A 16,897-nucleotide genomic window follows, 5' to 3' on the forward strand; every position below is an offset into this window, starting at 1 on the left:
ACCTAGTAGTTGCTGGAAATACTCACGTTTTTCTTCAACAGATCGCGATAGAGATCTGCGTAGGGCTCTACCGCCTGATGCCAGTTGAAGGGAGCCGCCATTGCACGGCAGCGCATGGCGTTGAGCAGTTCGGGATGAGCAAAGACCTGAAAAGTACGATCCAGGGCCTTGGTGTAGCTTTCGACTGTCGATTCGTTGAAGAGGAAACCAGTGACACCGTCTTCAATCGTATCGGCCAGGCCACCGGTATTGCGTGCGACAGGCAGAGAGCCGAAGCGTTGCGCATACATCTGGCTCAGCCCGCAAGGCTCATAGCGGGACGGCATCAGCAGGAAATCGCTGCCAGCGAACATGCGTCGCGCGTCGGTTTCGTTGAAGCCTATGCGCACGCCGATACGCCCGGGGAAGCGTGCCGCCAGTTCACGCATGGCCTCTTCTTCCTCGGGTTCACCGCGGCCGATGATTGCGATCTGCCCGCCATTGTTGACGATGTGTTCGGCGACGCCGATCGTCAGGTCCAGACCTTTCTGATACACAAGGCGTGATACCACTGCGTACAGCGGCCCGGTCGAGGCGTCCAGTTCGAACAACTCACGAACGTAGTCAGCGTTGATTTCCTTGCGCATCCATTCATTGGGCGCAAAGTGGCAGATCAGGTGTTCGTCGGTGGCCGCATCCCAACTTTCGTCGATACCGTTGGGGATACCGCTGAGCTGACCCTTGTTGGCCTTGCTTTGCAGGAAGCCTTCCAGGCCGCAACCAAACTCCGGAGTAGTGATTTCCCGAGCGTAGGTGGCGCTGACGGTCGTGATGTGGCTGGCAAAGGCCATTCCAGCCTTGATGAAAGACAGCTGGCCGTAAAACTCCATGCCTTCAGGGGTAATGGCGGAGTCCGGAATGCCCAGCTCACGGCTCGACGTCGTACTCACGGTCCCTTGATAGGCGAGGTTGTGAATAGTGAAGATGCTTGGCGTGGACTGCCCGCGCCAGCGCATGTAAGCAGGCGCCAGGCCGGCTGGCCAGTCGTGGGCATGAACCAGCTCGGGGCACCACTGGCTCTTGACTTCGCCAGCGGCGAACTCGGCAGCTGCCAGGCCCAGACGGGCGAAGCGAATATGGTTATCGGACCAGTCACGGCCGGTGCTGTCGGCATAAGGGGTGCCTTCGCGCTCGTAAAGCTCCGGGCAGATCAGCACGTAGATCACCAGGCCATCTTTCATGTCCATGCGACCCACCTTGCAAGGCGGCAGCGCTGCATGCCCGCCCAGCTGGCTGATGATATGGATCGGATTACCGCTGTTGATGACCTGCGGATAACCTGGAATCAGCACTCGCACGTCGTGCAGGTGGCGCATGGCTCGCGGCAGTGCGGCAGACACATCGCCCAGGCCACCGGTTTTCACCAGATCGGCCAGCTCGGAGGTCACGAACAACACTTTGCGTCTGTTGACTTGAGACATGGTCGGCTGAGGCTGAACAGTCGACGTTGGCATTTGCAGCACAGGAACGCTCTTGGTAGAGAACACCGGCAGATGAGTCAGCTCGCCGACAGGCTGGTTAAAACTCTCTCCCTTCTGGGTTTTCACAGCGGCGCTAATCATCAATTTTCCCCTTAAAACAGTCTTGGTGCATCACTTGATTTTTATTGGCCATTTCCTATGGCCGGGTACACATACGTGCACTACGCAAGATCGATACCCGTTTGGACCATGCATAGTGACAAAGCGGTGTGATGTCGCCATTACCGGATGTCAGCCAATAGCATAGATGCTCTAATCAGCTGACCCGGCCGTTTTGGAGAAGTTTCGACTTTTTTATTTGCGAATGTCTGGAACAGGCTTCGACGCCGCACGTGATGGCACGCTGCAGGTAGCAGCCGGGCGGTCGATGCGCTTTTTTACCGCTGTTTTTGGCGTCCGTAGGGCTCATTACCGGTCGTCGGATCGTTGGACAATCCCGTCCAGGCGTTTGGTCTTCATCACTAAATTCCGATGCTGTCAGGCCGTAATGAGCAGCAACGGTGCGTAGCGCCTTTTCCGGGTGCGTGTAGCGGTCAATCTGCGGGCACGACGAGAAAATCCTTACATCTGCGTCGGAACATTTTGAATCAGGGCAGGATAGAATCGGGCCACAAGCCCCGACCTTGACGTTGGCCTGAGGCATTTACCCTATGACTGATTTCACTGAATCACTCTGATTGAATTGACGAGGATGGAAATGGAAGCCCCCGAGGTACTGGTACTGCAAGCGAGTTACACCAATCCTGTGCACGCGGATGCAATCGGGTTCGTATTGAATGAGTATTCAATGGATGCCTTGGGGACGGGGCGGCCTCTGTCGAGCGACACCCGTCAGCAATTGGCAATCGAACTTGCGAAGCGTCCGTATGCGTTCAGTGTGCTGGCGTTTATCTCGGGAGAGCCGGTGGGGCTGGTCAACTGCTTCGAGGGGTTTTCAACCTTTGCCTGTCGTCCGTTGGTCAATATTCATGACGTCGCAGTGATCTCGCAATATCGAGGCCTCGGTATCAGCCAGAAAATGCTGCTCAAGGTCGAGGAGATTGCACGCCAGCGTGGCTGCTGCAAGCTGACGCTGGAGGTACTGGAAGGCAACGAGATTGCGCAGGGGGCCTACAGAAAGCTTGGTTTTGACAACTATCAGTTGAGCCCTGAAATGGGGCGCGCGATGTTCTGGCAAAAAACGCTATAGAGAGCCGATTCGCCAGGGTTCTTTTCCTGATGGCGCTGGTGCAGACGTGCACTGCCCGGAGAGTGGAACTGGTTGCGGGGATCGACAGGAGGGCAGGTCAGGTGGGCAAGCCGAGTTATCGGGCTTGCCCTGAGGCGTTTTGAAGGATGATACAGTTACGGTCAGGCCTGAAGCATCTTGACGGGGGCGGATAACTGCGATTGCTGCAGCATCGAGCTCAAATGAGCCACTTTTTTCTGCAACTGCTCGCGCTCTTCTTTTAATGTGCGCAGTTCGTCACGACGGATAGTGACATACAGGGTTTGTGGTGCAAGTGCTGGTAGTACAGTGCCCATTGCTCACCTCGCAAATGGCGGATTCAACCTCAGAGAGGCCCGTGGCAATGACTTTCAATCCCTGACCGCCGCTGCTTACCCTCTCTATCGGCACCGATTTTGATTTCTTTTGCATGATTTTGGAACTTTTTTATTTTTAATTGTCGCGAATGTCTCTTAATCGCGACAAAATGCACCACAGGAGGGCGCTCGCGTCTTCATCTTCTCGCAAGGGAACCGACGTTCCGCCTCGCTTGACTAATCAGCATGCTCGTAACCTGTCGATGCGCTGGACGGCAAGCGAGGCACCTTTTTACGATTTAAGGAGCACCTTCATGCAACTTGGGATTATTGGACTGGGCCGCATGGGCGGCAACATTGCACGCCGTCTGATGCTGAATGGTCACACGACTGTGGTGTACGACCGTGATGAAGCATCGCGCAACGCCCTGGCCAATGACGGTTCGACTGCGGTCGCAGATCTGAAGGAACTGGTCAGCACGCTCGCCAAGCCCCGTGCTGTCTGGGTAATGCTCCCGGCAGGTGCGCCCACCGAAGACACCATTCAGACCCTCAGCGAGTTGCTTGACGCCGATGACGTGATCATCGACGGCGGTAATACTTTCTACAAGGACGATATCCGGCGCGCTCAGGAGCTCACTGAAAAGGGCCTGCATTACGTCGATGTCGGTACGTCAGGTGGCGTCTGGGGGCTTGAGCGTGGCTACTGCATGATGATCGGAGGCGAGGCCGCCGTTGTCGAGCGCCTCGATCCGCTGTTCGCGACACTGGCTCCGGGCCTTGGCTCGATCGAGCGCACTCGTGACCGCAAATCGACCGACGACCGCGCCGAACGTGGCTATATCCACTCCGGCCCTGCGGGTTCCGGGCATTTCGTGAAGATGATCCACAACGGCATCGAGTACGGAATGATGCAGGCCTTCGCCGAAGGCTTCGATCTTCTCAAACAGAAAAATTCCGAACACCTGCCGCCTGAACAGCGTTTCGACCTCAACACGGCCGACATTGCCGAAGTCTGGCGTCGTGGCAGTGTGGTGTCGTCCTGGCTGCTGGACCTGACTGCCGATGCCCTGGCTACCGACCCGCACTTGGATGCTTTCTCCGGTTCGGTTGCCGACAGCGGCGAAGGTCGCTGGACCATCGAGGCGGCCATCGAGCAGGCGGTTCCGGTTCCTGTTCTGTCCAGCGCCCTGTTTGCGCGTTTCCGTTCTCGCCAGACAAGTTCGTACGCGGACAAGATGCTGTCCGCCATGCGCTTTGGATTCGGTGGCCACAAGGAACCCAAGTAATGGGCCTGTCGCGTGGCAGTGCCGAGCAAAAAACCGAGGTAGCCCCACCCACGACCCTGTTTCTGTTCGGTGCGCATGGAGACCTGGTCAAGCGCCTGTTGATGCCGGCGCTTTACAACCTGTCACGCGACGGTCTGGTGGATGAAGGGCTGCATATCGTCGGCGTCGATCACAATGCGATCAGTGATGCCGACTTTGCGAAAAAGCTTGAGAACTTCATTCGGGATGAAGCCGCCGGCAAGGTGGCTGGCGGTGGCAAGGATCCCCTCGACCCGGCGCTGTGGAGCAAGCTGGCCGAGCGCATCAGTTATGTGCAGGGCGACTTCCTCGACGATTCCACTTATCAGGACATCGCCAGCAAGATCGAGAGCACTGGCACCGCGAATGCGGTGTTCTATCTGGCCACTGCGCCGCGGTTTTTCAGTGAGGTTGCCCAACGGCTGGGTTCGTCAGGTTTGCTGCAGGAAACCGAAAACGGGTTTCGTCGCGTCGTGATCGAAAAGCCCTTCGGCTCCGATCTGGCCAGTGCGGTCGAGCTCAATGGCTGCCTGCTCAAGGTCATGAGCGAGAAGCAGATTTACCGGATCGACCATTACCTGGGCAAGGAGACGGTGCAGAACATTCTGGTCAGCCGTTTCTCCAATGGCCTGTTCGAGTCGTTCTGGAACAATCACTACATCGACCATGTACAGATCACGGCTGCGGAAACCGTAGGCGTCGAAACCCGTGGCAGCTTTTACGAACACACCGGTGCCTTGCGCGACATGGTGCCCAACCACCTGTTCCAGCTGCTGGCGATGGTTGCGATGGAGCCGCCTGCCGCTTTCGGTGCCGATGCCGTTCGCGGCGAGAAGGCCAAGGTGGTCGGTGCAATCCGGCCCTGGAGCCAGGAGGAAGCCCTGGCCAATTCGGTGCGTGGCCAGTATGCGAAGGGCGTGATGGGCGACAAGCAGGTCGTCGGTTATCGCCAGGAAGATCGCGTGGAGCCGGACAGCAACACCGAGACCTACGTTGCGCTCAAGGTCATGGTCGACAACTGGCGCTGGGTGGGCGTGCCTTTCTACCTGCGCACCGGAAAGCGCATGAGCGCTCGCAGCACTGAGATCGCCATCTGCTTCAAGCCTGCTCCGTACGCGCAGTTCCGCGATACCGAAGTCGACCGGCTCAAGCCCAACTACTTGCGGATCCAGATCCAGCCCAACGAAGGCATGTGGTTCGACCTGTTTGCAAAGCGTCCTGGCCCGGAACTGAAGATGGAAGATATCGCGCTGGGCTTCGCCTACAAGGATTTCTTCGAGATGCAGCCCTCCACCGGGTACGAAACCCTCATTTATGACTGCCTGACCGGTGATCAGACGCTCTTCCAGCGGGCCGACAACATCGAGAACGGCTGGCGTGCAGTGCAGCCGTTCCTCGACGCCTGGGCCGCGCAGCCGCAAGTGCAGCTTTACGAAGCTGGCAAGGATGGTCCGCAAGCGGGCGAAGAGTTGCTGAGTCGTGATGGTCGGGAATGGAGAGAATTGAATGTCTGAACTGCCCGTACAGTTCCTGTTGTCCGACATCGACGGCACATTACTGCGCCGTGATCACAGCCTTAGCCAAGCCAATATCGACGCCATCAAGCGCCTGCGTGATGCCGGCGTTCACTTCACGCTGGCCAGCAGTCGCCCGCCCAGGGCCATGCGCCAGGTGATCGAAGCGCTGGATGTGGATTTGCCCACCGTTGCATTCAATGGCGGCACCATCACTCATCCCGATGGCAGCCTGTTGGTGGCTCATCGCATTGACCCGCGCGCCGTTCGCATCTGTCTGGAGTTGTTTGCCGGGCAAAACGTTGCCATCTGGGTATTTGCCGATGATCAGTGGCTGCTGCTCGATCCCGATGCCGATTACGTCGATCATGAGCTCGATGCGCTGGGCTATGACTATGTTCAGGTCGAGAGTTTCGAGCCGTATCTGGATCGCGTCGACAAGATCGTCGCGGCCAGCGGTGATTTCGAGTTGCTCAAGACCCTTGAGGCGCAGCTCAATCCGCAGATCCAAGGACTCGCGCTGGCGGCCCGCTCGCAAAAATACTACCTGGATGTCACCGCGCTGGAGGCCAACAAGGGTTCCGCTCTGGTCGCGCTGGCGGACTATCTGGGCGTCGACCTGTCGCGTACGGCGGCCATAGGCGACGGCGGTAACGACGTGGCGATGTTCCACAAGGCAGGCTTGTCGATTGCCATGGGGCAGGGCGAGCAGACAGTCAAGGGACAGGCTGATCATGTTACTGATAGCAATGAGCAGGACGGAGTGGCCAACGCCATCGAGCGTTACATCCTGAACGCCTGATCAGCTGTTTACCCACGTTAACGAATCATCATCACGACGGGCATTTCTGGATGGCTGCACTGATCGAAGACTACGCATTGCTGGGCAACTGCGAGACGGCGGCGCTGGTCGCCCGTGATGGTTCGCTGGACTGGTTGTGTTTCCCCCGCTTCGACTCGACGGCCTGTTTCGCCGCTCTATTGGGGAGTGATGAGCATGGCCGCTGGAAGATTGCGCCGACCGCCGAGGTTATTGCCGTCGAGCGCCGTTACCGCGACGGCACGCTGATTCTCGAAACCGTTTTCGAAACCCGTGACGGTCGCGCCATGCTGATCGATTTCATGCCCATGAAGACCTCCGGCCACGTGGTGCGCATGGTGATCGGGCTGTCCGGTCGGGTCGAGTTCGCTGTAGACCTCGCCATCCGTTTCGATTACGGCAGCAGTGTGCCCTGGGTCGAGCGAAAGGATGCTCATACGCTGACGGCAGTGGCCGGGCCGGAAATGCTGGTTTTGCGCAGCCCTGTGGCACTGCATCCTCAGGATCATCACACCGCCAGCCGTTTTCACGTCGATGAAGGCGAGCGCGAGGTCTTCACGCTGGCCTATCAGGCATCCTTTGCACCCTTGCTCGAGCAGATCGATGCCGATCAGGCTCTGGAAAGCACCGCTGCCTACTGGCGCGAGTTTTCTGATCGTTGCCCTGACGTCGGGCCGTGGACGGCTCAGGTAAAGCGCTCGCTGATAACGCTGAAAGCCATGACCTACGCGCCCACCGGCGGCATCGTTGCCGCCGTGACCACCTCACTGCCCGAACAGTTGGGTGGCGAGCGCAATTGGGATTACCGCTATTGCTGGCTGCGCGACGCCACCATGACCCTTCTGGCATTCATGAATCTGGGTTATTTCGAGGAAGCTGAGGCCTGGCGGGACTGGCTGTTGCGCTCGGTTGCCGGTAACCCGGAACAGATCCAGATCATGTACGGCGTAGGCGGCGAGCGGCGTTTGCAGGAGTATGAGCTGCCCTGGCTGGGTGGCTATGAGAACTCACTGCCGGTGCGCGTCGGCAATGGTGCGGCGACACAGGTTCAGCTGGACGTCTACGGCGAAGTGGCCGACGCCATGATCCAGGCGCTGCGCGGCGGTATGGCGCAGCACCCGCGCAGCGTGGCGATTTCCAAAGTGGTCATGCCGTATCTGGAGAAGATCTGGCACCTGCCGGATGCGGGCATCTGGGAGATACGTTCCGAGCCGCGGCACTTCACGCACTCGAAAGTCATGGCCTGGGTGGCCTTTGACCGTAACGCCACGCAGATCGCCCAGGCTGCCGAGAGCGATGAGGATCGTGCGCTGGCAGTGCACTACCGGAAAGTGGCGGACGAAATCCATGCCGATGTCTGTCGCCACGGTTTCGATGCCGAGCTTGGCAGCTTCGTACAGACCTATGGCTCGACAGAAGTGGATGCCAGTCTGCTGCAGATTGTGCTGACCGGTTTTCTTGCGCCTGAAGACCCGCGAGTTATCGGTACTGTCGCGCAGATCGAGCGTACGCTGATGCAGGATGGTCTGCTGCTGCGCTATGACAACGAGCGCAGTGTCGATGGCGTTGCCGGTCGGGAAGGGACGTTTCTGGTCTGTTCGTTCTGGCTGGCCGATGCCTACGTCTTGCTGGGCCGGGCTGATGATGCCGCGCGGCTGTTCGAACGGTTGGTGGGTCTGTGCAATGACGTTGGTCTGCTGGCCGAACAGTACGATCCGAAGGGCGGGCGCATGCTGGGCAATTTCCCGCAGGCGTTCAGCCACATCGGCATCATCAATACAGCACTTAACCTGCACCGGGCGGTATGCCCGGCGCTGGCCCGGACGTCCGGCGTGCTCGAAGAGGCCTGATCAGCTGTCGCGGCCGGCCTTGCGAAAGGTCAGGTTGATCCGTTGCTCACCCAATTGCGGATGTTCTGCCTGCTTGATGGGCAGAATGCCGTGAAAGCGCAATCTGTCCTCGCCGCCCCAGACCACCACGTCGCCATGAAACAGGGAAATGCGTTGAGTCTTGTCGCTGCGCAGCAGGCCGCCGAACTGAAAGATGGCCGGTATGCCCAGTGATACCGACACTACTGGCCAGCGATGGTCGTGTTCGTTTCGGTCCTGATGCAGGGACATCCTGGCGCCCGGGATATAGCGGTTGATCAGACAGGCGTCAGGCACGAACCCGGCATAGCCGGCTGCGAGTGCGGCGTCCTGCGCCAGGTGCATGAAGGCGTCCGGCATCGCCGGCCAGGCCTGTCCTGTTTGCGGGTCGGTTGCCGTGTATCGATAACCATGACGGTCGGTTATCCAGCCCAGTTGTCCGCAACTGCTCAGCGCTGCAGACATGCTCAGACCGCTGGGGGTCTGCATGTGCCGGAACGGCGAAAGGCCCAGCGTTTCCTCAAGGGCGGCCAACAGTTGCGGCATGGCGGTCAGCGCAAAGCCTCTGAACAGCCACGACCCAGGCCCGATCCGCTCATCGCTGCGAGGCTGGGCCGTCTGGTCTGCGAACAGGTCCAGCGTGGCGGGAGTGTCACCTTTGCGTTGCATGATCGGATCGAGCTCCGGTGAGTATCAGAGAGCCTTGCTGACCTTGACGTCCGTAATAAGGTCGTCGCTCTCGCCGTGCATTTTCTTCAAGGCGGCTTCGGCTTCCTCGGTGGACGCCGATTGCAATTGGGCAAATTCGAAGCGGCGTTCGCCATTGAGCTTATAGCTGACAGCGAATTTGGTCGTACGCGGGGCTGGATTGTTCACGGTGACTCCTTGCATCATCCCAGGCGAGAGGTCGAGCGCCGGACGATCTTGATCTTGTGAGTGAAAGGCAGTTTGCGTCCGGCGTTGGTGTCTGCCTTGCGGCCTGCAGTATCGATGGTGATGTTCCAGAAACCGGTGCTTGGCGCGGCGATCTTGGCCGGAAATCTGTCGAACGCGCCGCCATGATAGGTGTGCCGACCACCATTTTTAAAGCTGCGAAAATTCGCATCGTTCATCAGGCGAATATTGCAGGTCTGAGAGCACTCGATGACGACAAGGTCGTCCTCGTTGAGATGCTCACGCTGGTGTACGAATTTCATGACGGGCTCCGAAATGGGGGTTTTTCTGAAAAATCAAAACGATAGCATGCGACGCCCGCAATTTGACGTCGGTGAGCATTAATTTGCCGTGTTTCCGGGAAAAAATGCCTCAGCCGGGATTTAATTGCGCTGGGGCTTGTCGTAGGACCTTTATTTGGAGGCTTTGTATGAAACTGGCTGCTGTAGTAGTCCTGGCCCTGGCAATGACTGGCTGTGCCACAGTGAACGACATTGAGCATACACCCCCCACCATGAACGTGATGTCGGGCAAAAATCCTCAGGAATACGCCGATTGCTTCGCTGGCAAGATCAGCAGCAGTCGCAAGCCGCCTCTGATCGAGCCTCGGCATGACGGCCTGCGGGTCATCGTCGCGCAGAAACTCAGCAAGTCACCCGCGGCAGTAGTGGATATCGAAAGCCGCTCGGGCGGTAGTACGATCAAGGTCTACGAACGACTTTCCAACGTGCCCATTCGTTTCAGGGATGTGCAGAACGCTGCCGAAGCGTGCATTTCAGGCTGATCAGTCAGGCCGGGTCAGCTGGCCCTGTTCGCGGTGGACAGGGCGGCAGACCTGATTACTTGCAGACCACCAGCACGCTGCGGCTTTTGTAGTTGCCAACGTCCACGCCCAGCGTCTTGTCGCTTTCGGCAGGTTGCGGGGTGCCATCTGTGCCGACAATTTCATAACCTGTGCCTGCACAGGACGCATCCGCCTTTTCGTAGCAGCTTGCCCAGGACATCGCCTCGCCGGAGCAGTCGATGCTCAAGCCCTGTTTGCCGTTTTTCAGGTAGGTATTGGAGGCGGTTGCGCAGCCGGTGAGGCCCAGCACAGCAATAATGGACAAAATTCTGATCATGTTTTTCGCTTCGAGATAAGGCCAGGGAATTAACAAATGCGAGCGTTGGACTGATAACGGGTGCCATCGTTCCGCCATGTTTTGCATCATAAACTGCCTGCCTCCCACTTGTCGCCGCTTGCCGTTGGCGAAGCCGGGTGTAAAGTCCGCGGTCGCCTAGAAGCGGTGTTGAGGTCCGGCCGCGCAGGCCTTGAGGGTAGTTTGACGGTGCCTTGAGCTGCTTTTATGTAAAGGCAATATCCAGAAAGTGCGGAACTATCTGTACGAGTATTCCTCTATCATGGCATCGGACGGCCAAAGGCGGGGCATTGTAAGGTGCCTGCCTCATCATTAGACTGCGCCGTTAACACCAACAGCCCTTACCAAGGACTTTTATGATCAAGAAATGCTTGTTCCCAGCAGCCGGTTACGGTACTCGCTTCCTGCCAGCGACCAAGGCCATGCCCAAGGAAATGCTGCCGGTGGTCAACAAGCCACTGATCCAATACGGTGTTGAGGAAGCCCTCGCTGCAGGCCTGACCGAAATTTCCATCGTGACCGGTCGTGGCAAGCGCGCTCTTGAAGACCACTTCGACATCAGCTATGAGCTTGAGCACCAGATCAAGGGCACTGACAAGGAAAAGTACCTCGTTGGTATTCGCAAGCTGATCGACGAGTGCAGCTTCTCGTACACCCGTCAGACCGAAATGAAAGGTTTGGGCCATGCCATCCTGAGCGGTCGCCCACTGATCGGCAACGAAGCTTTCGCCGTGGTTCTCGCGGACGACCTGTGCGTCAACCCTGAGGGTGACGGCGTGCTGGCGCAGATGGTCAAACTGCACAAGCATTATGGCTGCTCGATCATCGCCATTCAGGAAGTCGATCCGCAGGAAACCAACAAGTACGGCGTGATCGCGGGTGAAGAGATCAAGCCGGGCCTGTTCCGCGTGACCAACATGGTTGAAAAGCCTAAGCCTGAAGATGCGCCGTCCAACCTGGCGATCATCGGCCGCTACATCCTGACTCCGGACATTTTCGAGAAAATCGAACAGACCGAGCCGGGCAAGGGTGGTGAGATTCAGATCACCGATGCCTTGATGAAGCAGGCTGCCGAAGGCAACGTACTCGCTTACAAGTTCAAGGGTGAGCGTTTTGACTGCGGTGGTGCGGAAGGCTACATCCAGGCGACCAACTTCTGCTTCGAGCATTTCTACAAAACCGGCAAAGCGCATTGATTTCTGATTGATGACGCCCGGGACAAAGCCACCTTCGGGTGGCTTTGTCATTTCTGACTGGCCGCCAAGCGGCTATGCTGTGCCTCTGCCAAGGAGATATCGATGGCCTTTGATTTTGATCTGTTTGTAATTGGCGCCGGCTCGGGCGGCGTCAGGGCGGCGCGTTTCGCTGCCGGTTTCGGCGCAAAGGTCGCTGTGGCCGAGAGCCGCTATCTGGGCGGAACCTGCGTCAACGTAGGATGCGTACCCAAAAAGCTATTGGTGTACGGGGCGCATTTTTCCGAGGATTTCGATCATGCCAAGGGCTTCGGCTGGTCGCTGGGTGAGGCCCAGTTCGATTGGGCCACGCTGATCGCCAACAAGGATCGTGAGATCAATCGCCTTAATGGCATCTATCGCAAGTTGCTGGTCGACAGCGGCGTGACGCTGCTTGAAGGGCATGCGAAATTGACCGGCCCGCAGCAGGTCGAAATCAACGGTCAGACCTACAGTGCCGAGCGCATTCTGATTGCCACCGGCGGCTGGCCCCAGGTGCCTGACGTACCAGGGCGCGAGCACGCGATCACCTCCAACGAGTCGTTCTATCTCAAAACGCTACCCAAGCGGGTCGTCGTTGTGGGTGGCGGCTACATCGCGGTGGAGTTCGCCTCGATTTTCAACGGGCTCGGTGCCGACACCACGCTGGTCTATCGCCGCGAGTTGTTCTTGCGTGGCTTTGATGGCGGTGTCCGCACCCATCTTCACGAAGAGTTGCTCAAGCGCCACATGACGATTCGCTTCAACAGCGATATCGAGCGTATCGACAAGCAGGCCGACGGCAGTCTGCTGTTGTCCATGAAAGGTGGCGGCACGCTCGAGACCGATTGCGTGTTCTACGCAACAGGGCGCCGCCCAATGCTCGACAACCTCGGTCTGGACAGTGTCGACGTCAAGCTGGACGAGCACGGCTATATCAAGGTCGATGACAATTACCAGAGCAGCGAGCCCTCTATCCTGGCCATCGGCGATGTCATCGGGGGTGTGCAGCTGACGCCGGTCGCTCTGGCTGAAGGCATGGCGGTCGCGCGCCGACTGTTCAAGCCCGAGCAGTATCGCCCGGTAGACTACAATCACATCCCGACGGCGGTTTTCAGTCTGCCGAACATCGGTACGGTCGGTCTGACCGAAGAGGATGCAATCAAGGCCGGGCACGATGTGCAGATTTTCGAGAGTCGTTTCAGGCCGATGAAGCTGACCCTGACCGATGATCAGGAGCGCACATTGATGAAGCTGGTCGTCGATGCCAAAACCGATCGTGTGCTGGGCTGCCATATGGTCGGGCCGGATGCTGGCGAAATCGTCCAGAGCCTGGCCATTGCCATCAAGGCTGGCGCGACCAAGCAGGTATTCGACGATACTATCGGGGTACACCCGACCGCGGCAGAAGAGTTCGTTACCATGCGGACGCCTGTCAAACGTTAAGTCACGCAACGCCCGGAGTTCAGGAAGAACTCCGGGGTAAGAGTTTCGAGAGGATGGATCCCGACGTGAATAGAGAGCAGCCACCGGCCAGAATGCCATTGCATTCTGCCGAGCAGGACCGCGAAGTCGCGCAGCACATTGATGCCTTGCGTGAAAGCGAGCGTCAGTTCAGGGCATTGGCTGACAACATGAGTCAACTGGCCTGGACTGCCAGCCCCCGCGGGCAAATCCATTGGTACAACGAGCGTTGGCATGCGTACACCGGCGCTTCGCTCGAGGCCATGACTGCCCTGGGGTGGCGCTCGGTTCTGCACCCCGAACATCGCGAGCGCGTGATGGCGCGTCTGCAATACTGCTTTTCCACTGGCTCGATCTGGGAAGATACATTTCCGATACGTGGCAAGGGCGGCGCTTTCAACTGGTTCCTTTCGCGTGCGCTGCCGCTGCGCGACGCAAGGGGGCACATTACCCACTGGCTGGGTACTCACACCGACATCACCGCTCAGGTCAATGCAGAAGAGGCGTTGCGCGAACTCAACGAAAGTCTGGAGTTGCGCGTCGCCGAGCGCACGCGTGAGCTGGAAGCTGCAAATGAGCTGTTGCAGGCTGAAATTGCCGAGCGGGCGATGGCTGAAGAGGTCTTGCGCCATGCGCAGAAGATGGATGCTATCGGTCAGTTGACTGGTGGTATCGCCCATGACTTCAACAATGTACTTTCCGGCGTGATTGGCGCACTGGACATGATCAGGCTGCGTGTGGCTGCCGGGCGTGTCAGTGAGGTCGATCGCTACCTGGATGCCGCAGCGAGTTCTGCAAACCGTGCTGCTGCACTGACCCGCAGGCTGCTGACATTTGCCCGTCGGCAGTCGCTTAACGTCGCCGTGGTGGATGTCAATTGCATGGTCCGCTCCATGGAAGAGTTGTTGCGGGGGACGGTCGGCGCTCATGCGCACCTGGAGATCGAGCTGGAGGAGGGGCTGAGCGCGGTGCGCACCGATGAGCATCAGTTGGAAAATGCCTTGTTGAATCTGGTCATCAACGCGCGCGATGCCGTACCTGTCGGAGGGAGGTTGTGCGTGCGCAGCCGCGCGTTAACGCTGGAGACGCAAAAAGACGGTCTGCTGCCTGGCGACTACGTACAGCTTAGTGTTGAAGATAACGGCTGTGGCATTGCTCGGGATGTTATCGATCAGGTGTTCGATCCGTTTTTCACCACCAAACCGGTAGGCCAGGGAACCGGCCTGGGTTTGTCGATGGTCTACGGCTTTACCCGGCAAGCCGGCGGACACGTGCATATAGAAAGCGCCGAAGGTCAGGGCACCCGGGTTGATTTGCATCTGCCATGCGGCGAGATAGCGCTGGCCTGAAGCTTGCTGATCAGGCTTTGTCTGATGGTTTCTTTCTGGTGGCTTTGGGTTTGTCCGGCTGATCGAGCCTTGTCTGCAGGTTCTCCAGTGCCGCTTCCTTCTTGGTCAGCAGCAGTTCCAGCATGCGGCTCTGTTGCTGCGCATCGGTCATGCCTTGTTTAAGTGCGGTGTTTTCGTCCTGCGCGCTGCGTAACCTTTCTTCCAGCAACGCGCATTGGGTGCGGGTGTGGTGCTGTTGTTCGGCGAAGGCGGCATTCTGCGTGTTGGCCTGCTTCAGCTGGTCGGTCTGGCTGTGCAGTTCGCGCAGGGTGTTGCGATTTTCAGCCAGCAACCTTTCGTTATCTCGATTGAGCTGTGTAATGTTTTCCTGGTGCATGGCAAGGCCTTGCTGTGCCTGTCGCAGTTCCATTTGCAGCTGCTGAACCTGGGTTTCGTGGCGTCGCTGCTCCTGCTCGCGTTGCTCCCTGATCGAGTTGCGATAGTGCTCCAGTGTCTCGCGGGCGTGCTGGTGTTTTTCTTCAAGCGAATGGATCTGCCCGTCCTTGTCGCGCAGGCGTGCCTCCAGGTCCTGATTGGCCTGAAGCAACCGGGCGTGTTCTGTCTGCACATCCTGCAGTGTGCCTTGCGTGTGGAGCAGGGCGGCGGCCTGCTGTTCCAGAGCCTGTTCACGCTGCTGTGCGTGTTTTTCCAGCTGGCTGATCTGCTCTTGAGTGCCCGCAAGTTGCCGCTGCAGGGTGTCGCGCTCGGCCTGATATTCATCGCGCGCCTGATCAATACGCTCTTGCGCCTGTTCCTGAAGCCTTTGGGCGAGATGCGCGACCAGATCGCTCAATTCCTCATTGATATCCGGCGCTGGGGCTTGCGTGGATTCAAGCTCCTTCAGATAGCGGTGGATAGTGGTTTTCGAGCCGGTATTGCCCATTTCGATACGTACCGCGTCGATGCTGGGGTTTTCGCCTCGGGACAGCAGGGACGCTCTCGCTTTCTGCACTAACGCCTTGTTTACACCGCCACGGGCCATGCTGTCTCCTACGATTTCATACTGTGGTATGTACTCTGTAATTACATACTATATGTTTTGAAATAATTAGCCATTTTTTGAATTAATTAACACGGGATATTGGCGTATTATCCCGTGTCAGGCGTCTTCAGCTCCCTTTACGGCGCCCTTACCGGTACACCCGAGCAGGTTTGAGCCATGAATGACGTTGATCGCTACATCGAGGCGGCGACCCGCGACAACACGCGCCGCAGCTATCGGGCTGCGATCGAGCATTTCGAGGTGACATGGGGCGGGTTTCTGCCGGCGACCAGCGAAAGCGTGGCGCGTTACCTGGCCAGCCATGCCGGGACGCTGTCGGTGAACACCTTGAAGCTGCGTTTGTCAGCGCTGGCCCAGTGGCACGTCAGCCAGGGTTTTGTCGATCCGACCAAGGCACCGATGGTGCGCAAGGTCATCAAGGGCATTCGTGCGCTGCACCCCGCACAGGAAAAGCAGGCCGAGCCCTTGCAGTTGCAGGATCTGGAAAAAGTCATCGCCTGGCTGGAGATCGAAATACGCGAAGCAAGCGCACAACACGATCAGCCACGGCTGTTGCGCGGCCGACGCGATTCGGCGCTGATCCTGCTGGGGTTCTGGCGCGGGTTTCGTAGTGACGAGCTATGCCGCCTGCAAGTACAGGACGTCAAGGCCATCGCCAACTCGGGAATCAGCCTGTATTTGCCGCGGAGCAAAGGCGATCGAGAAAATCTGGGCCGCACCTATCAGACCCCGGCCTTGCAGCGGCTTTGCCCGGTTCAGGCCTATATAGAGTGGATCAACTGTACCGCGCTGGTACGCGGTCCGGTCTTTCGGGCAGTGGACCGCTGGGGTAACCTTAAAGAGGAGGAGTTGCACGCCAACAGCATCATCCCGTTGCTGCGTCAGGCGCTCCAGCGTGCAGGCATCGCCGCCGAGCGCTACACCAGCCACTCGTTGCGTCGCGGTTTTGCAAGCTGGGCGCACAGCAACGGCTGGGACCTCAAGTCACTGATGTCCTATGTAGGCTGGAGGGACATCAAGTCGGCGATGCGCTACATTGATGCCGCTCCGTTCCTGAGCCCATCGGAGGCGGGGAGCGGTCCGAAGGTTTCTTCTATCGATAAGCTGCCTTCATAGTGAAAAGCAATCAGTGACATCAGGTTTGCCAATGAGCGATTGTCATCGATCATGCGTAAGCTTCACTCCATCGAATTCACAACCCATCCA

General features: G+C 58.2%; 17 protein-coding genes. 10 read left to right on the forward strand and 7 right to left on the reverse strand.

Annotated features, from left to right (window positions below; all coding sequences use genetic code 11):
* Positions 1–2 precede the first annotated feature (2 nt).
* Positions 3–1,601 (reverse strand): glycogen synthase GlgA, encoded by a 1,599-nt coding sequence (glgA, locus tag AO388_RS24770; RefSeq protein WP_004413769.1) that lies wholly within the window; start codon positions 1,599–1,601, stop codon positions 3–5.
* A 616-nt stretch (positions 1,602–2,217) separates the two neighbouring features.
* Here glgA and AO388_RS24775 point away from each other — a divergent pair.
* Complete coding sequence (locus tag AO388_RS24775) at positions 2,218–2,709, forward strand: GNAT family N-acetyltransferase (RefSeq protein ID WP_058417392.1); 492 nt, start codon at positions 2,218–2,220, stop codon at positions 2,707–2,709.
* A 161-nt stretch (positions 2,710–2,870) separates the two neighbouring features.
* Here the strand turns inward: AO388_RS24775 and AO388_RS29470 are convergent, their stop codons facing one another.
* The gene (locus AO388_RS29470; RefSeq protein ID WP_003364475.1) at positions 2,871–3,044 is read right to left on the reverse strand and encodes a DUF6026 family protein; all 174 of its coding nucleotides are present in this window, start codon (positions 3,042–3,044) and stop codon (positions 2,871–2,873) included.
* Positions 3,045–3,307: 263 nt separating this feature from the next.
* Here AO388_RS29470 and gnd point away from each other — a divergent pair, with 263 nt between their 5' ends.
* Genes gnd through AO388_RS24795 form a run of 4 tightly spaced genes read left to right on the forward strand, consistent with a single transcriptional unit; the run spans position 3,308 to position 8,535 of the window.
* On the forward strand, positions 3,308–4,333 hold the full coding sequence (gnd, locus tag AO388_RS24780; protein WP_072366055.1) for a phosphogluconate dehydrogenase (NAD(+)-dependent, decarboxylating): 1,026 nt from the start codon (positions 3,308–3,310) through the stop codon (positions 4,331–4,333).
* Entirely contained in the window at positions 4,333–5,865 is a 1,533-nt protein-coding gene (gene zwf, locus AO388_RS24785; protein ID WP_004413763.1) for a glucose-6-phosphate dehydrogenase, read from the forward strand. Before gnd ends, zwf begins: the two co-directional genes overlap by 1 nt.
* Positions 5,858–6,667: a Cof-type HAD-IIB family hydrolase gene (locus AO388_RS24790; protein ID WP_058417355.1), complete on the forward strand. Its 810-nt coding sequence runs from the start codon at positions 5,858–5,860 to the stop codon at positions 6,665–6,667. Before zwf ends, AO388_RS24790 begins: the two co-directional genes overlap by 8 nt.
* Before the next feature lie 50 nt (positions 6,668–6,717).
* Positions 6,718–8,535, forward strand: a complete 1,818-nt coding sequence (locus tag AO388_RS24795) for a glycoside hydrolase family 15 protein (protein WP_058417356.1) — start codon at positions 6,718–6,720, stop codon at positions 8,533–8,535.
* Here the strand turns inward: AO388_RS24795 and alkB are convergent, their stop codons facing one another.
* From alkB to AO388_RS24810, 3 genes are read right to left on the reverse strand one after another with little or no spacing between them, the layout of a single operon-like run.
* Entirely contained in the window at positions 8,536–9,222 is a 687-nt protein-coding gene (gene alkB / locus AO388_RS24800; RefSeq protein ID WP_054081010.1) for a DNA oxidative demethylase AlkB, read from the reverse strand.
* 24 nt (positions 9,223–9,246) lie between these two features.
* Positions 9,247–9,429 (reverse strand): hypothetical protein, encoded by a 183-nt coding sequence (locus tag AO388_RS24805; protein WP_003364465.1) that lies wholly within the window; start codon positions 9,427–9,429, stop codon positions 9,247–9,249.
* A gap of 14 nt (positions 9,430–9,443) precedes the next feature.
* A complete protein-coding gene (locus AO388_RS24810; protein WP_003364463.1) occupies positions 9,444–9,749 on the reverse strand; it encodes a DUF1883 domain-containing protein in 306 nt (101 codons plus the stop codon).
* A 167-nt stretch (positions 9,750–9,916) separates the two neighbouring features.
* Between AO388_RS24810 and AO388_RS24815 the strand changes: the two genes are divergently transcribed.
* Positions 9,917–10,270, forward strand: coding sequence for a hypothetical protein (locus AO388_RS24815; RefSeq protein ID WP_003411257.1), 354 nt, complete (start codon positions 9,917–9,919; stop codon positions 10,268–10,270).
* Between the two features lie 55 nt (positions 10,271–10,325).
* On the opposite strand, the gene AO388_RS24820 is transcribed toward AO388_RS24815, so the two are convergent.
* Complete coding sequence (locus AO388_RS24820) at positions 10,326–10,607, reverse strand: hypothetical protein (protein WP_003400694.1); 282 nt, start codon at positions 10,605–10,607, stop codon at positions 10,326–10,328.
* A gap of 374 nt (positions 10,608–10,981) precedes the next feature.
* Between AO388_RS24820 and galU the strand changes: the two genes are divergently transcribed.
* From galU to AO388_RS24835, 3 genes are all read left to right on the forward strand, one after another.
* Positions 10,982–11,821 carry a UTP--glucose-1-phosphate uridylyltransferase GalU gene (galU, locus tag AO388_RS24825; RefSeq protein WP_003364457.1) on the forward strand — a complete coding sequence of 280 codons (840 nt, stop codon included), beginning with the start codon at positions 10,982–10,984 and terminating at the stop codon, positions 11,819–11,821.
* Positions 11,822–11,923: 102 nt separating this feature from the next.
* Entirely contained in the window at positions 11,924–13,282 is a 1,359-nt protein-coding gene (gene gorA, locus AO388_RS24830) for a glutathione-disulfide reductase (RefSeq protein ID WP_058417357.1), read from the forward strand.
* A 92-nt stretch (positions 13,283–13,374) separates the two neighbouring features.
* Complete coding sequence (locus tag AO388_RS24835) at positions 13,375–14,649, forward strand: hybrid sensor histidine kinase/response regulator (RefSeq protein ID WP_058417358.1); 1,275 nt, start codon at positions 13,375–13,377, stop codon at positions 14,647–14,649.
* A gap of 10 nt (positions 14,650–14,659) precedes the next feature.
* Here the strand turns inward: AO388_RS24835 and AO388_RS24840 are convergent, their stop codons facing one another.
* Positions 14,660–15,670 carry a DNA-binding protein gene (locus AO388_RS24840; protein WP_054081008.1) on the reverse strand — a complete coding sequence of 337 codons (1,011 nt, stop codon included), beginning with the start codon at positions 15,668–15,670 and terminating at the stop codon, positions 14,660–14,662.
* 177 nt (positions 15,671–15,847) lie between these two features.
* On the opposite strand from AO388_RS24840, the gene AO388_RS24845 reads away from it, so the two are divergent.
* Positions 15,848–16,807 (forward strand): site-specific integrase, encoded by a 960-nt coding sequence (locus AO388_RS24845; protein WP_058417359.1) that lies wholly within the window; start codon positions 15,848–15,850, stop codon positions 16,805–16,807.
* Positions 16,808–16,897: the final 90 nt, after the last annotated feature.

This window comes from Pseudomonas sp. ICMP 10191, from assembly GCF_001467335.1.
Lineage (GTDB): Bacteria > Pseudomonadota > Gammaproteobacteria > Pseudomonadales > Pseudomonadaceae > Aquipseudomonas > Aquipseudomonas cerasi.

What these genes read in the sequence shown, in the direction of transcription:
- glgA (WP_004413769.1), bottom strand. Translation starts at nt 1,601, where the DNA reads ATGATTAGCGCCGCTGTGAAAACCCAGAAGGGAGAGAGTTTTAACCAG.
- AO388_RS24775 (WP_058417392.1), top strand. Translation starts at nt 2,218, where the DNA reads ATGGAAGCCCCCGAGGTACTGGTACTGCAAGCGAGTTACACCAATCCT.
- AO388_RS29470 (WP_003364475.1), bottom strand. Translation starts at nt 3,044, where the DNA reads ATGGGCACTGTACTACCAGCACTTGCACCACAAACCCTGTATGTCACT.
- gnd (WP_072366055.1), top strand. Translation starts at nt 3,308, where the DNA reads ATGCGCTGGACGGCAAGCGAGGCACCTTTTTACGATTTAAGGAGCACC.
- zwf (WP_004413763.1), top strand. Translation starts at nt 4,333, where the DNA reads ATGGGCCTGTCGCGTGGCAGTGCCGAGCAAAAAACCGAGGTAGCCCCA.
- AO388_RS24790 (WP_058417355.1), top strand. Translation starts at nt 5,858, where the DNA reads ATGTCTGAACTGCCCGTACAGTTCCTGTTGTCCGACATCGACGGCACA.
- AO388_RS24795 (WP_058417356.1), top strand. Translation starts at nt 6,718, where the DNA reads ATGGCTGCACTGATCGAAGACTACGCATTGCTGGGCAACTGCGAGACG.
- alkB (WP_054081010.1), bottom strand. Translation starts at nt 9,222, where the DNA reads ATGCAACGCAAAGGTGACACTCCCGCCACGCTGGACCTGTTCGCAGAC.
- AO388_RS24810 (WP_003364463.1), bottom strand. Translation starts at nt 9,749, where the DNA reads ATGAAATTCGTACACCAGCGTGAGCATCTCAACGAGGACGACCTTGTC.
- AO388_RS24815 (WP_003411257.1), top strand. Translation starts at nt 9,917, where the DNA reads ATGAAACTGGCTGCTGTAGTAGTCCTGGCCCTGGCAATGACTGGCTGT.
- AO388_RS24820 (WP_003400694.1), bottom strand. Translation starts at nt 10,607, where the DNA reads ATGATCAGAATTTTGTCCATTATTGCTGTGCTGGGCCTCACCGGCTGC.
- galU (WP_003364457.1), top strand. Translation starts at nt 10,982, where the DNA reads ATGATCAAGAAATGCTTGTTCCCAGCAGCCGGTTACGGTACTCGCTTC.
- gorA (WP_058417357.1), top strand. Translation starts at nt 11,924, where the DNA reads ATGGCCTTTGATTTTGATCTGTTTGTAATTGGCGCCGGCTCGGGCGGC.
- AO388_RS24835 (WP_058417358.1), top strand. Translation starts at nt 13,375, where the DNA reads ATGCCATTGCATTCTGCCGAGCAGGACCGCGAAGTCGCGCAGCACATT.
- AO388_RS24840 (WP_054081008.1), bottom strand. Translation starts at nt 15,670, where the DNA reads ATGGCCCGTGGCGGTGTAAACAAGGCGTTAGTGCAGAAAGCGAGAGCG.
- AO388_RS24845 (WP_058417359.1), top strand. Translation starts at nt 15,848, where the DNA reads ATGAATGACGTTGATCGCTACATCGAGGCGGCGACCCGCGACAACACG.